This is a genomic window from Salimicrobium jeotgali, from assembly GCF_001685435.2.
GTDB classification, from domain to species: Bacteria; Bacillota; Bacilli; order Bacillales; family Halobacillaceae; genus Salimicrobium; species Salimicrobium album.
This window is the reverse complement of record NZ_CP011361.2, coordinates 628,925-642,702: the sequence shown is the minus strand read 5'-3', so window position 1 is coordinate 642,702 and position 13,778 is coordinate 628,925. Positions and strand designations below refer to the sequence as shown.

Annotated in this window: 13 protein-coding genes; 6 read left to right on the top strand and 7 right to left on the bottom strand. The window is 48.8% G+C overall.

Going from position 1 to position 13,778, the window contains the following annotated elements:
* Positions 1 to 2 precede the first annotated feature (2 nt).
* Together manA and AAV35_RS03165 are read right to left on the bottom strand one after the other, a co-directional pair.
* Positions 3 to 974: a mannose-6-phosphate isomerase, class I gene (gene manA / locus AAV35_RS03170; RefSeq protein ID WP_008586978.1), complete on the bottom strand. Its 972-nt coding sequence runs from the start codon at positions 972 to 974 to the stop codon at positions 3 to 5.
* Positions 975 to 1,034: 60 nt separating this feature from the next.
* Positions 1,035 to 1,253: a hypothetical protein gene (locus AAV35_RS03165; RefSeq protein WP_008586975.1), complete on the bottom strand. Its 219-nt coding sequence runs from the start codon at positions 1,251 to 1,253 to the stop codon at positions 1,035 to 1,037.
* A 273-nt stretch (positions 1,254 to 1,526) separates the two neighbouring features.
* Here AAV35_RS03165 and AAV35_RS03160 point away from each other — a divergent pair, with 273 nt between their 5' ends.
* The 3 genes from AAV35_RS03160 to thrB are packed head-to-tail and all read left to right on the top strand — an operon-like array spanning position 1,527 to position 4,799.
* Positions 1,527 to 2,825 carry a homoserine dehydrogenase gene (locus tag AAV35_RS03160; protein WP_008586974.1) on the top strand — a complete coding sequence of 433 codons (1,299 nt, stop codon included), beginning with the start codon at positions 1,527 to 1,529 and terminating at the stop codon, positions 2,823 to 2,825.
* Positions 2,825 to 3,883, top strand: coding sequence for a threonine synthase (gene thrC / locus AAV35_RS03155; RefSeq protein WP_008586972.1), 1,059 nt, complete (start codon positions 2,825 to 2,827; stop codon positions 3,881 to 3,883). The genes AAV35_RS03160 and thrC overlap by 1 nt, the downstream gene beginning before the upstream one ends.
* The gene (gene thrB, locus AAV35_RS03150; protein WP_008586970.1) at positions 3,876 to 4,799 is read left to right on the top strand and encodes a homoserine kinase; all 924 of its coding nucleotides are present in this window, start codon (positions 3,876 to 3,878) and stop codon (positions 4,797 to 4,799) included. The genes thrC and thrB overlap by 8 nt, the downstream gene beginning before the upstream one ends.
* Before the next feature lie 23 nt (positions 4,800 to 4,822).
* On the opposite strand, the gene AAV35_RS03145 is transcribed toward thrB, so the two are convergent.
* Positions 4,823 to 5,323, bottom strand: coding sequence for a sigma-70 family RNA polymerase sigma factor (locus AAV35_RS03145; protein ID WP_008586968.1), 501 nt, complete (start codon positions 5,321 to 5,323; stop codon positions 4,823 to 4,825).
* Between the two features lie 158 nt (positions 5,324 to 5,481).
* On the opposite strand from AAV35_RS03145, the gene AAV35_RS03140 reads away from it, so the two are divergent.
* Genes AAV35_RS03140 through AAV35_RS14475 form a run of 3 tightly spaced genes read left to right on the top strand, consistent with a single transcriptional unit; the run spans position 5,482 to position 6,429 of the window.
* On the top strand, positions 5,482 to 5,931 hold the full coding sequence (locus tag AAV35_RS03140) for a LuxR C-terminal-related transcriptional regulator (RefSeq protein WP_008586966.1): 450 nt from the start codon (positions 5,482 to 5,484) through the stop codon (positions 5,929 to 5,931).
* Positions 5,932 to 5,969: 38 nt separating this feature from the next.
* The gene (locus AAV35_RS03135) at positions 5,970 to 6,248 is read left to right on the top strand and encodes a hypothetical protein (RefSeq protein ID WP_008586964.1); all 279 of its coding nucleotides are present in this window, start codon (positions 5,970 to 5,972) and stop codon (positions 6,246 to 6,248) included.
* Positions 6,249 to 6,264: 16 nt separating this feature from the next.
* Positions 6,265 to 6,429, top strand: coding sequence for a hypothetical protein (locus AAV35_RS14475; RefSeq protein WP_008586963.1), 165 nt, complete (start codon positions 6,265 to 6,267; stop codon positions 6,427 to 6,429).
* A 129-nt stretch (positions 6,430 to 6,558) separates the two neighbouring features.
* On the opposite strand, the gene AAV35_RS03130 is transcribed toward AAV35_RS14475, so the two are convergent.
* The 4 genes from AAV35_RS03130 to AAV35_RS03115 form a co-directional block, all read right to left on the bottom strand.
* Positions 6,559 to 8,220 carry a sodium:solute symporter family protein gene (locus AAV35_RS03130; protein ID WP_008586961.1) on the bottom strand — a complete coding sequence of 554 codons (1,662 nt, stop codon included), beginning with the start codon at positions 8,218 to 8,220 and terminating at the stop codon, positions 6,559 to 6,561.
* A 12-nt stretch (positions 8,221 to 8,232) separates the two neighbouring features.
* A complete protein-coding gene (locus AAV35_RS03125) occupies positions 8,233 to 8,538 on the bottom strand; it encodes a DUF4212 domain-containing protein (protein ID WP_008586960.1) in 306 nt (101 codons plus the stop codon).
* Positions 8,539 to 8,554: 16 nt separating this feature from the next.
* On the bottom strand, positions 8,555 to 8,740 hold the full coding sequence (locus AAV35_RS03120; RefSeq protein WP_008586958.1) for a hypothetical protein: 186 nt from the start codon (positions 8,738 to 8,740) through the stop codon (positions 8,555 to 8,557).
* A 150-nt stretch (positions 8,741 to 8,890) separates the two neighbouring features.
* Positions 8,891 to 13,681, bottom strand: coding sequence for a 5'-nucleotidase C-terminal domain-containing protein (locus tag AAV35_RS03115; RefSeq protein ID WP_008586956.1), 4,791 nt, complete (start codon positions 13,679 to 13,681; stop codon positions 8,891 to 8,893).
* Positions 13,682 to 13,778: the final 97 nt, after the last annotated feature.

Sequence of the window (13,778 nt, the reverse complement as noted above, 5' to 3'; positions counted from 1 at the left end):
TATCAACCTCCTGATTTTTCTTTGTTGGAATGGGATACGATAAGCTTTCCCGTTCCTTCCAGTGTAAAAGAATCGACCGTGGCCGGGATGATGAAGTGGTCTCCCTTTCGTACCGGGTACGACTCTCCTTCGGTCCGCACTATCATATCTCCGTCCAGAAGACTGAGCAGCAGATAGGAAGGGTTCACGATCTCTTCGGTGGAGCCGTGCACGTCCCAGTTTTCTACGGAAAAATACTGCTCGCTGATCAAATGCTCCCGCTTCATCCCTTTCACTATACTCTCCGTCCGTTCCGTGACGGGGTCTTCGTGCGGAATCTTTGCAACTTCGATGGATTTCTCCAGGTGCAGCTCCCGCTTTTCCCCATCCCCATCTCTCCGGTCGTAGTCGTACACCCGGTACGTGATATCCGAGTTCTGCTGCGTTTCGAGGATCCTCACTCCTGCTCCGATAGCATGGATCGTGCCGCTCGGTACGTAGAAAAAATCACCCGCCTGTACGTTCACGTACCGGAGCAATTCTTCCCACTCCCCGTTCTCTATCCTTTGCGTAAACTCCTCTTCGTTATCCGCGTGATGGCCAAAAACGATCTGAGCACCTTCCTCGGCATCGATGACGTACCAACATTCCGTCTTTCCGTAAGTTTTATTCTCTTTTTCTTTAGCGTATGTATCGTCCGGGTGCACCTGGACGGACAGCTTATCATTGGCATCGAGAATTTTTGTAAGAAGCGGAAACTCTTCTCCCTCTTCTCCGGCGAACAGTTCCCTGTGATTCTCCCACGCCTGTTTAAGCGTAGTGCCCGCGAGCGGACCGTTCCTGATTTCGTTTGTCCCGTTCTCATGCCCTGAAATCGCCCAGCATTCCCCGATTTTTTCGGACGGAAGAACATACCCGTACATATCTTTGAGCTTCGTCCCTCCCCATATTCTTTCCTTGAAAAGAGGGGCAAGCATTATCGGCTCTTTATACATCTGATCCCACCTTTATTTTCCTCCATTATAACAAAAAAAGCCGGCATCCGCCGGCTAATTTCATCTCTTCTGTAAAGAAGCATCTAACATTTCCAGGTAGTGCGTATGTATTTTCGACATCAGTGTGTTCATTTCAATACCGGGGTTTTCCGTATATTCCTGTTCGGCTATTTTCTTCGCTTCACTGAAAAACACTTCGTAATGCCCCTGAACACCAAGCCTGTAAATCAATACGTCAATAGAGACGGCGCAAGTATCGATAAATTCACGCAAGTTCATCCACTTCAACTCCTGTATATAATTGCGGAGCGGTATAAACGGAGCCAGGGAGTGTGTGTAAAATGAATTACCATTTTTACCGTCCTGTAACAATTATATAGGTAATTATGCCTTTTACAATCTTTTTTTCGTATTATTCATATTTTTCTCAACTAAGAAAGCGTTTTCCGCGCAAATATTTAGATTACTTATCTTGTAGCCCCCTTTCTATTCATGTACAATGTCCATTATATAAACATTAATGTATTTCAGAAGTGGACAGGGAGTGATGACATGAAAGATACAATCAGGGTAGGCCTGTTGGGCCTCGGCACCGTCGGCACAGGTGTCATCGAAATTTTACACACCAACAAGGAGAGTATTAAACATAAAACGGGATGTGAAGTGAAAGTCACCAGGGCTCTCGTCCACGATATCCATAAAACCAGAGACCTTCCGGGCGAAGCCGTCCAGCTGACGACGAACTACGAAGACATAACGAAAGATCCTGAAATCGATGTGGTAGTGGAAGTGATGGGAGGCGTGGAACATACGCTGAACGTACTGCTCGAGGCGATCGAAAATAAAAAACATATCGTCTCCGCCAATAAGGATCTCGTTGCGGAACACGGTGAAATCCTTTTCGACGCGGCCGTCCGTAACGAAACGGATCTTTATTATGAAGCCAGCGTAGCCGGCGGCATACCGATTATCCGCTCCATCGTCGACGGACTTTCCTCAGACAACATCCGGAAAATGATGGGAATCGTCAACGGAACGACAAACTATATTCTGACAAAGATGAGTCAGGACGGTTCCGACTTTGATGACGTGCTGAAGGAAGCACAGGAGCTCGGTTTCGCCGAAGCGGATCCGACAGCGGATGTGGACGGTTTGGATGCAGCGAGAAAGATGACGATTCTTTCCATACTCGGATTCTCCATGCCGACGAGACTGAGCGATGTCAAGCTGAAAGGCATACGCGGTATGTCCACATCGGACATCGCTTACGCAGACAAGCTCGGATACACGATCAAACTGATCGGAATCGCAGAACACGATGAGAAAGGTATCACGCTCAGCGTCGAGCCTTCCCTGCTTCCGAAGGCCCATCCGCTCTCTTCGGTGAATGACGAGTATAACGCGGTGTACGTCTACGGAGATGCCGTCGGCGAAACGATGTTTTACGGTCCGGGCGCAGGTAAAGGGCCTACGGCTACAGCTATCGTTTCCGATCTGATCGCCGTCGTGAAGAATATCCGGCTCGGCACCAATGGAAACAACTACGTCCACCCGCAGCACGATCGGCTCCTGAAACCGAAAGCAAAAACGTACTCGAAGAAATATATACGGCTGCACGTCCTCGATCAGCCGGGTATTCTGCTGGAAATCACCCGGATTTTTGCCGACAAAGATATTTCTTTCGACCAGATTATCCAGCAGCCTTCCGATTCCCGGGAAGAGCGCGAACTGATGATGATCACCCATTCCGTGAACGAAGAAGCTTTTGAAAAAGCGATGGAAGCACTGGAACAGGCCGCTTCCGTCCGTTCCGTCGACAGTGTATTTCGCGTGGAAGGAGGAGACGACTGATGTGGCATGGCTTACTTCACCATTACAGAGATTCGCTGCCGGTGACAGACGCTACACCGGCACTTACATTAAATGAAGGGGACACTCCTTTCATCCGGCTTGAGAATCTCTCCCGGGATCTTGATATTGATGCTTACGTAAAAGTGGAAGGCGCCAACCCTACCGGTTCTTTCAAAGACCGGGGTATGGTAATGGCGATGGCCAAAGCAATCGAAGATGGTTCTGAGGCCGTCATCTGCGCCTCCACCGGTAACACGTCCGCTTCCGCTGCTGCTTTTGCAGCCCGGGCGAATCTGCGCTGTATCGTAGTGATTCCGGACGGGAAAATAGCGGAAGGAAAACTTGCCCAGGCTGTCATGTACGGGGCAGAGGTTTTCTCCATCAGAGGTAATTTCGACCAGGCGCTGGAAATTGTAAAAGAAGTCGCCAAAGAAGACGGCATCACACTCGTCAATTCCCTGAACCCGAACCGGATCGAAGGGCAGAAAACGGCCGCTTTCGAAGTGTGTGATGCACTCGGAAAAGCTCCGGATTACCTGTCCATCCCTGTAGGAAACGCCGGAAACATTACAGCATACTGGCGCGGTTTCAAGCAGTATAATGAAAAACATGCTACCGGCCTTCCGAAGATGTATGGATTTGAAGCGAGCGGTGCTGCTGCGATTACAGATGACCGCATTTATGAACAGCCGGAAACAGTGGCGACCGCCATCCGGATCGGAAACCCCGCCAGCTGGGGACCTGCAAATACCGTCGTTGAAGAATCGGACGGGGAGATCGACAAAGTGACGGATGAAGAAATATTGCAGGCTTATCACATGCTTGCCCAGAAAGAAGGAATCTTTGCGGAACCCGCTTCCTGTGCCTCTCTGGCAGGCACAATCAAAAAACTGGAACAGGGAAGGATAAATAAAGGTTCCACTGTCGTCCACGTGTTAACCGGTAACGGGCTGAAAGATCCTAATACAGCGATTGATACTAGCGAACTGAAGCCGAAAGTCATCGAAAATGACCTGCAGGCGTTCAGGGAAGCTTTGAAAGGAGGACATCATGAATAATTTCACTATAACAGTACCGGCTACTTCCGCGAACCTCGGCCCCGGTTTTGATTCTGTCGGTATCGCTCTCACGAAGTATGCCTCCTTCCACTGTGAACCGTCTGATGCCTGGCACTTCATCGTACCGGAAGCGGACCGGCCATTCATACCGGCGGGTACAGATAACCTTGTGTATCAGGCGGCCAGTTTCACAGCCCGGGAATATGGACAGAAAGAACTCATCCCGTGCGTCGTCACCTCTTCGAACGAGGTACCGGTCTCCCGCGGACTCGGCAGTTCCTCTACGGCGGTCGTCGCAGGCATTGAACTCGCCAATCAGCTGCTCGGTCTGGACTTAAGCGAGCAGGAGAAAGTCGTAGTAGCTTGTAAAATCGAAGGGCATCCCGATAACGTTGCCCCTGCCATCTGCGGTGGTATCGTTATCGCCCACTATGACTATGACGTTCCAAAATATGTAAAGCTGACGAACGGCGTCCAATCTCTGCAGTGGCTGACCATCGTCCCTGATTTTCATCTGAAAACGGAAGAAGCGAGAGATCTTCTTCCGAAACACTTTTCTTACAAAGAAGCTGTATATGCAAGCAGTACCGGCAATGTTCTCGTTGCGGCCCTTGCTCAGCATGACTGGAAACTTGCCGGGGAGATGATGGAGAAGGACCGTTTTCACCAGGTGTACCGCAGCCCCCTCCTCCCTGACTTCGCGCCGGTTTCAAAAGCTTTGAAAACCGCCGGAAGTGCCGGAACTTACGTGAGCGGGGCCGGGCCTACGATGATCGGTCTGTTCGAGGAACTGGAAGAAAAAGAGGTGGAAGAATTGAGATCCGTGTTTCCCCATCTTCATTTTGAGTCGTTGCGGACAGATACAGAGGGAGTACGGGTGGAAGTGCATGCCCATCAGGAAGTTTCCGAGGCTTGACCAGCCCGGGGGCTTCTTTTTTGTTATTTTTCATCCATGAGTAAAGGGAAATGTTTCAACTTACGTCTGGCATGCCTCCCCCAGTTCTTCACGGCATCCCGGCTCACATTTTCTTTAACAGCGATTTGCGCTACCGCTTTATCTTCTATGATGAACTGGGTGACCCATTTCCATTCGTTCTCTGTCAGCATTCCCCTGATACCCTTCCACAGTTCTTCATCGAACATTTCGCGGGGGACGTATTCGGTTTCCGGCCTTCCGGTCATGTGGCGATAGTGCTCTTCCTTTTCGGCATGCCGCTGTCTCTGTCTGATCTGATCGATGAGGGCGTTCTTTATTTTCCAGTTCACATATGTAGAAAAATCGCTTCTTCCTGCAACGTATGTCGTACAGGCATTCCACAAAGCGATCAGACCTTCCTGATAGAAATCTCCTTCGTCGTCTCTGATGCCGAGGTGATGAATAAAATAATGGATTCTTTTTTCATGAGTTTGTACAATTTTTTCGAATGATTCCGGTGACACGTTACCACATCCTTATTCTTTACTTACTTTATAATCGTGGTAAGAGTGCGTTTTGGTGTCATTAATTTTTACAAAAATTGATTTTTCTGCTGTAGTTTTCAAATTTCTCTTCTTTTTCTTCCCACAAACAGAGATAATAGGTAAGAAAGGAGTGAACTATGAATATACAACCGTTCACCGACTATTATCCAATGATCATGGACGTCCTCCGCCTTCTCCGCATCCCTCCTCCGTATGAAGACGAACGGCAGGAAGCCTACTTCGTTTACCACAGATGTGCCGGTAACTTTAATCCTTCCCGGGCAAAATTCTCCACTTACTACTACCAGGAGTTGAAATTCCACTACCAGTCCGCCCTCCGTAAATCAAAACGACGCAAAGAGATTCTGACGATGACATCGCCCCGGCTCCCCTCTGTCCACATCGACCACTATTTCATCTATCCCGGTTTCAATGTCAGAGAAGAAAAGATTTTCACCTGCTACATGGAAGGCTACACTACGGAAGATATCGCTTCACTCCTGGCTCTTTCCAAATCAACCGTTCTCCGTGAACGAAAAAAACTTCGTCAAAAACTATCCTCTTATGTTTCATTCTCCCCCGATTAAGGGAAACTAATACTACCAACATCGAAGGAGAAAAGCATATGCAATCAAAACGCGATTTGATATCCCTCACTAATTTGTGGTTCGATGGTACGCACACCGAATTCACACATGCCTTCATAGAAAGGTTCGCCTACGAATGGGTGATTGAAATCGTCAATCCTCAACCTATCCCTCTTATTGAAGACAAAGATTATTTAATGACGCTTTCTTTCGAACAGGAAGACGGTCTGACTTTTTCGTCGATAAATATAGAAGCTTATGATATTATGCAGGGAGAGGAATTCACGGTCTATCGCTTTTATATGTATCCGTTATAGAAGGGGAAGGATTGTCTTGTATTATTTAGGTTTCGCACTGTTTTTTCTCATTTACTTTCTGGTCGGGCTATTTACCGACCTTTTGAAACTTACGACTGTAGGCGGGATTATAGCTATCGCTTTTATACTTCTGAACGTCTATCTTTATGTAAAAGAGAAAAAGAAAGATCCGGAAGAATGATTTCCGGACGCCTAAAGTCTGCAGAGGAGCACAGATCCTCTGCATTTTTTTATTTCCCGGGAAAAGACGGGCGACGGTGCAAAAATAAAAAAAGCCCCGTCCGATGCTTCACCGGACGAGGCACTTTCACTATTCAGCTTTTTCCTTCACCCATACTTCTCCGTTTTCATATATAAGCTGTTCCGGGTAGCGGAGATCGGTCACTTCTTCCGCCGTCTGTTGAGTCGGCGGTTTCGTCGAAAGAGATACTATGACGTTCGTAAGAAAACCCGCCGCAGCTCCGAAAATACCTGCCCCTGTGTCGATAATGCCGAGCAGAGTGATGCCTCCGAATTTAGCGAGGAAAATGTATGTGAGCGTCACCGTCAGACCTACGAGAAGACCGGCAACAACTCCGGGTCCGTTCGCCCGCCTCCACCATACCCCGAGAACGAGGGCCGGGAAAAAGGTGCCCGAGGCTAGTGCGAAAGCCCAGGCTACAATTTGGGTAATAGCTCCCGGCGGATTCAGGGCAATCAGTCCCGCTACTACCGTCGCTATTACGATAGACCAGCGTCCTACCGCGAGTCTCTTCCTATCTGTCGCTTTCGGGTTAATGGAACGATAGTAAATATCGTGAGAGAGAGCGGCTGATATCGTAATCATCAGCCCGCCGGCTGTGGACAATGCCGCAGCCATAGCTCCGGCTGCCATCAGCCCGATTACGAATATGCCGAGGTTCGCAATTTCCGGAGTTGCCATCACGACGATGTCTCCGCTGATGACAAGCTCGGACCACTGAAGCGTGCCATCCCCGCTCGTATCGGCCACCGACAGCTGTCCTGTATCGACCCAGGACTGCGTCCATGCAGGAAGATTATCGATTTGTGAACCGGCTACCTGGGTCATGAGAATGAACCGGGAAAAGGCAGCGTAGGCAGGTGCGGACAGGTAAAGAAGTCCGATGAACACGAGCGCCCACGCACCGCTCCACCTGGCCGCTTTCATAGTGGCTACCGTAAAGAACCGTGTGATTACGTGTGGGAGACCCGCTGTGCCGGCCATAAGTGTAAACATGAGAGCTATGAACTGCCATTTCGTCCCTTCCGTGAAAGGTACGAGATATTCGGTGATACCGAGTTCCTGATCCAGTGTGGTAAACTCCGAAACGACTTCCCCGTAGGAAATCCATGGAAGCGGATTGTTAGTCAGCTGGAGCGCCATAAATACGACCGGTATGACGTAGGCGGCAATCAGAACGACGTACTGGGCCACCTGCGTCCACGTAATTCCTTTCATCCCTCCTAAGGCGGAATAAAAAGCGATAAGGACCACACCGACGAGTGTACCGACAGCCGTGTTCACTTCCAGAAGCCTTCCGATTACTACACCGGAGCCTGCGAGCTGTCCGACGGAGTATGTGAAACTTATTATAATCGTAGCTGCTGCTGCAATCAGCCGTGCAGTATCATTCTTGTATCGGTCCCCGATAAATTCCGGCACCGTATATCTTCCGTATTTCCGGAGCTGAGGAGCGAGAAGAAACGTAAGCAGCAGGTACCCTCCCGTCCATCCCATTATGTACGCCAGACCATCGTAGCCGAGCAGCATGACGGTACCCGCCATACCTATAAACGACGCCGCACTCATCCAGTCGGCTCCGATAGCCATCCCGTTGAACACCGGGGGCACCCCGCGGTCCGCCACATAAAAATCCGACGTCTTCTTTGCTGTGTTGAATACTGCAATGCCTATGTATAATGCAAATGTTGCCAGTATTAGTGTAAGTGATACTAAAAATTGAGTTTCCATACCTTCCCTCCCTTATTTATTGACCGCTTTTCCGCTTTCGTTTTCCTCTTCTTTATCCAGATCCAGCAGGCCGAATTTCCTGTCTACGAAATCGCTTACAATTGCATTCACAAAAAGCAGGAATATAAACGTCAAAACGGCACCCTGAGCCCCCATATAATAGTGAAGCGGCATGTTCAGGAAAGTAATGGACGATAAAGGTTCTGCGAATAGCACCACTCCGTAGGAGACACAGAAACCTATAATAAGATAAATGACGATCAGTGTAGTCCGCGTACGAAAATAAGCGTCGGCCGTCTTCTTGTCTATCTTCTTCAAATAACTTCCCTCCCTTTTAATCTCTCAGATCGAAAATGAATGAGACCGTTTCCCAGAATGGGAGCGGAACCATAGCGATTTTGATCAGCACGAATCCCGCTAAAGCGACAAAAGGAAAAGTAAGATAAAGCGCCTTCCCTTTTTTAAGACCGAGTACTACGCTTACGATCGTAAGCAGCACAAACCCCGCAACTAATACCATGACCCGCCTCCTTATGTAATTTTAATAAAACAGAAATTTCTAAATTCATTAAATATTCCAACTATTATTTAACTAGACGTTCACATAAATGTCAATATTTTAACAAAAAAAGTGACTCCCGGCTATGCCGGAAGTCACTCTCCATCTCTTTTACTTACCGATATCCACGATCCGTCCTTCAGTCTCGGGAGAAACGCTGCTCCCCTGACTCTGCAGATACTGTGTGAACACGTCGTAATCCACGAAGCCTGGCTCACTTACCCTTTGATCGTTGTATACCGTTTCAAACATACCGTAACCGTCTCCTCCCTTAATCGTGAAGAGGTTACTTGCGACGTAGTACATTTCACTGTCCTGAAGAGGAACATAGGTGCCGTCATCCTGAAGTACTTCAGCTTTGACTACACGCTCTCCGACAGGTTTAGTACTGTCATACTCAAACTTCATCCCTGACACCTGCAGGAACTGCCCTCCCGGATTCGGGGCGGTCGATACGCTGTGTTCGAGTGCAGCCCTGAATTCGTCTCCCTGGATATTCATAATTCCAAGGGAGTTACCGAAAGGCATCACCGTCAGCACTTCTCCGAGCGTAATCGGCCCTTCATCGATGGAGGCGCGGATGCCTCCTCCGTTGGATACGGCAATCTGCGTTTCGGGATTGATCTGTTTCGCTTTCCATAGCATACCGTCAGAGATCAGATTTCCGAGATTCGTTTCCTTCGTACGTACGTCTTCCCGGACGCCGTTCAACGGTACTTCGGCAGTGACGCCGATCTCTTCCTTCTGGATCGCTTCAATCTGCTCAGTATACGGTTTCAGTTCTTCGGCAAATTCTTCGTCTTCTTCAAGACCCTCAAGAGGTACGAGTTCTCCCTCATAGCCGGTGATGACTCCTTTTTTGTTGAACTCAACTTCAAGAGTACCGAGGTTATTGTTATACTCTCCTGCCTGAACGATGACAGTAGGCTCTTTATCTTCCACAATACGGGGCTCGGTGATTTCCGTATGCGTATGTCCTCCTACAATTACGTCGATTCCGTCCACTTCTTCGGCAAGAATCAGATCGTTATCATATTTCGCCGTGTCGTCCAGACCGAGGTGAGTGAGGGCGATTATTTTGTGCACGCCTCTGTCTTCGAAAGCTTCCACCATAGCTTCCGCTTCTTCAATATAGTTGGAGAAAGTAATGTCTTTTGGACTTGAAATATCTTTCGTTTCTTCTGTCGTCAGACCGAAAATGCCTACTTTTTCGCCCTTAACTTCTTTCGTGATGCCGCTGTAGATTTCCCCGTCCTCAGCTTCGGCCGTTACCGTTCCCGTCTCATCCACTTCATCGAAAAGCGGGTCAGCCGAGAAATCCACGTTGGAAGCTACAAATGGAAAGTCTGCCCCTTCGATGAATTCCTGAAGAGCTTTATGTCCATTTTCACCGTCACCTAAATCAAACTCATGGTTACCGAAACTCATGGCGTCATACTCAAGCATATTCATGAACTTCAGATCGGCCTGCCCCAGGAATTCCTGGAAATACAGCGTTCCGGAGAAAATATCTCCTCCGCTTAAGAGCAGAGCCTCCGGATATTTTTCTCTGTAGTTGTCCACTGCAGTTTTCGTTATTGCAATGTTACCTATATGGCCGTGCGTGTCGTTCGTATGCATCAGCTCAAGGTCCAGCTTTTTATTTTTGTGTTTCCCGTTCCCTTTACCCGGATGATCTTCACCCTTGTCTTTCCCTTTGCCCGGATGTTCATCAAATACCGGGTGTTCTTTATCTTTATCTTTATCTTTTCCTTTTCCATTTCCTTTGCCCGGATGTTCATCGAATACAGGATGGTCTTTGTCTTTTCCGTGCCCGTTCCCTTTGCCGGGATGACTATTTTCCTGTTCGATCTCGAAGGAGGCCAGCACAGGATCATGGTCACTCGCTCGGCCGTCTTCCACACCGAAGTTCGAGTTTACATTAATGGTTTCTATTTCGGAGTCGTCATATAAATCATCTGTAGCAAGTATATGATCGAGCACCTGAGAGTTCCCCTGATAGTTGTACGTGTAGCGATCTTCAGGGTCCACGTCTTCGATGAGGTTGTTCAATACATCCCCCTCAAGTTCCTCCAGTGGATTGGAGAATTCGAAGTCGTTCAGATCCCCCATGATCACAACGTTTGCATCGTCCATTTCCGCTTCGGCTTTCTCCGTGAATTCACGGATCACAGCAGCCTGCTTCATTCGCTGCTCCTCACTTCCAAGCTCATACGGATGTTCCGAACCGAACGGCGCTCCATCTCCTCCTTTGGAGTTGAAGTGGTTGGTTACGACGATCACTTTTTCGCCGTTGAATTCGAATTCTGCAGCCACCGGCTTCCGTGATTCGTTCCACGCTTCGTTCTGCGGAGCGATACGTGCAGGGTTATGGGAAAGCCCGTCTTCTGTAACCTCCACCGCTGTTGTTGCGTCTCCGGAAGGTTTCTCCGTCATCGATACGCGATCCGGATTATAGATGACTCCCACGCGGATGTTACCACCGGGAATACCTCCGTCCTGACCGTCTTCAGGAACGACTTCCGCATAGTTATAAGTCGGGCCGCCCGCTTCTTCTATGGCAGCTATCAACGTCTCATAGCTTTCGCTGCCGTCCACCGTACCGTCGTCTTCATTGCCACTGTTGTCCTGCACTTCGACAAGCCCGACGATATCGGGTGCGTTCATGTTTTCCACCATCTGTTCAGCGATTCTTGCCGTTTTCTCAGGACTCGTTTCCGGAGAGAAGTTTTCCATGTTGTACGTAGCTACTGACAATTCGGACTCCGAACCTTTGATCGTACCGAATTCCTCTTCGGCTCCTCCGTCAGACAGAGCAGGAAATTCTCCGGCAGGACGTATTTTGTAATTACTGTAATCGTAATTCACAACGCCTGTAATCGGGCCTTGGAAATAATCTCCGGTTTTAGCCTGAATTCCTTTTCCGTCTACATCGATCAGCATTCTTTCAGGGTTGATGTCTTCTTCGGTAAGACGTAGTCCGTCCACATCCGTAAACGCCTGATCTTCACTCGTTTCCACGTACACCGGAAGTTCATCATACTTCACAGGTCCGGTGACAGTGGCGTCCGGAAGTTCAATAAGCATTCCTTCCAGACTTTCATAGAAATCAAGACCGTCCGTCTTCGGATCAAAAGAAGTCATTCCGTCATCTTCTACCGTCTCCGTAGGCTGCTTACGATCCTCCCCGATCACTGTCGTATCCGGAAGTTCGGAACCGGACGCCTCCTTCGCGATTGTTCCGGCAGAAATCTGGGTCGTAAGAAGATCGTTGGCATCACTGTAGCCGTCTTCTCTCCACTCTGTAACTTTACCGTCAACCTTCAGTTCGTCTCCGACTTCCACACTGTGGCCGGATTTATAAACATAGATACCTTCCGAAGTGCTTATATCGTCATCCGGATTCATGGACTGCATATAGAAACCGTTGGAACCATCAAGTTTTGTAACAACACCCGTTACTCCTTTGACTGCGGCCCCTTCATATGGGGATGTGTGACCGGCCCCCTGCAAATCATGAATCTCCACATTATCTGCTGCCGGCAGGACGCTGTAGGTGAATGTTTTCTCATCACTTATGGTACCGTCCTCTTTCACTACGACCGCTTTCAACGTCGTATCTTCATTTATCACGACAGGCTTCGTGTACAGGGTACTGTCAGATCCTGCCGCTGAACCGTCAGTGGTGTAGCGTATTTCCGAATTTTCGGAAGCCGTGTACAGCTCCACTTCTTTGCCTTCCACAATGTCACCTGAAGTTTCAGAAGCCTGAACCGCAAAAACTTCGGTGACGACATCCCGTTTATTTCTCGGTACTATTCTGTACTCTCCGTAACTGTAGTCGACTACGCCGGTAAGCTGTTCATATGTATCACCTACCTGGAGGAGTCCCTGTTCTTTCGGAGTGGAATAAAGAGTACCTTCGTTATCCGTCAGCGTGTAATCCCCTTCACTGCTTACGCTTTCAACAGTGACGTTTTCCGCCAGGACGAGTTCCCCTTCCACATCTTCGTTCATGTCGGAGCTGCTGACGGTTTGAGCATCAGGCACCCCGGGAGTTCCGGTTTCTTCAAGCATGGACGTCGTCGTTTCGATCTGTGCCATGCCGTAATAATCTGCAAGTGTTCCCTGTGCTTCCACACTCGTGCCGAGCTCAACGTTCAGGGAAGGGCCGCGCAGGATTACGCCTCCTGTTCCATCCTGGACGTACAGATTCGTCTGTCCTCCTGCCGTGAATGAAGCAGTGACCGTACCTTCAATACGTACCGTCTCTCCTTCGGAAGCTGCTCTCGCATCAGCGACACTGATTTTTTCGACAGCCTCTTCCTGCTTCACTTCGTAGCTTCCGAGATGTTCAAACGTATCTTTACTGAAAGCATTCCATTCGCCGGATGCGTTGAACGCATCATCAGGAACAGTATCCCCGGCAGTCACACTTTCCTTTCTGACGAGAGTCACGTCCTTACCGAACTCCGCATCCGCTCCCGTCTGCCCGATTGAATCGACGACACTTCCGCTCTTCTTCAGAACTACCGGGTCATTTCCGTTAAAATTCGTTACTCCGCCGTTTGTCGTATCCGCTTCAGCCAGCACTTCCTCTCCGGCACTCGTATGCGCGATGACGTGTACATCTCCGGATGAAAGCGTACCTTCCAGTTTCAATTCACTCGAAGCACTTGAACTTCCGTTCGAATAAAGCTCTACTGTGTAATCAGAGAGGTCGATCGGTCCCCCTGTCCCGTTATAAATTTCGAGAGCCTTGTTGTAACTGCTCCCTTCCACATATTCAGAAAACAATAAGTCCGATGTCTCTTCAGCATTAACCTTCCCCACGCTTGCGTAGGGGGATAAAACCATAGCTGCTGCTCCAATTCCGAGAGCCAACCTTTTTACATAATTCAAATGCGTCTCCTCCTTGTGAAAAATGTAAACGCATTCTTATTATAAAGGATGTCCTGTAATATTGTGTATACTTTTTGATAAATAAATGTAAACTGAT

Bases quoted from the DNA above. Each gene is read 5' to 3' on its own strand.
- manA (WP_008586978.1), bottom strand. From the start codon at position 974: ATGTATAAAGAGCCGATAATGCTTGCCCCTCTTTTCAAGGAAAGAATA.
- AAV35_RS03165 (WP_008586975.1), bottom strand. From the start codon at position 1,253: ATGAACTTGCGTGAATTTATCGATACTTGCGCCGTCTCTATTGACGTA.
- AAV35_RS03160 (WP_008586974.1), top strand. From the start codon at position 1,527: ATGAAAGATACAATCAGGGTAGGCCTGTTGGGCCTCGGCACCGTCGGC.
- thrC (WP_008586972.1), top strand. From the start codon at position 2,825: ATGTGGCATGGCTTACTTCACCATTACAGAGATTCGCTGCCGGTGACA.
- thrB (WP_008586970.1), top strand. From the start codon at position 3,876: ATGAATAATTTCACTATAACAGTACCGGCTACTTCCGCGAACCTCGGC.
- AAV35_RS03140 (WP_008586966.1), top strand. From the start codon at position 5,482: ATGAATATACAACCGTTCACCGACTATTATCCAATGATCATGGACGTC.
- AAV35_RS03135 (WP_008586964.1), top strand. From the start codon at position 5,970: ATGCAATCAAAACGCGATTTGATATCCCTCACTAATTTGTGGTTCGAT.
- AAV35_RS03130 (WP_008586961.1), bottom strand. From the start codon at position 8,220: ATGGAAACTCAATTTTTAGTATCACTTACACTAATACTGGCAACATTT.
- AAV35_RS03120 (WP_008586958.1), bottom strand. From the start codon at position 8,740: ATGGTATTAGTTGCGGGGTTTGTGCTGCTTACGATCGTAAGCGTAGTA.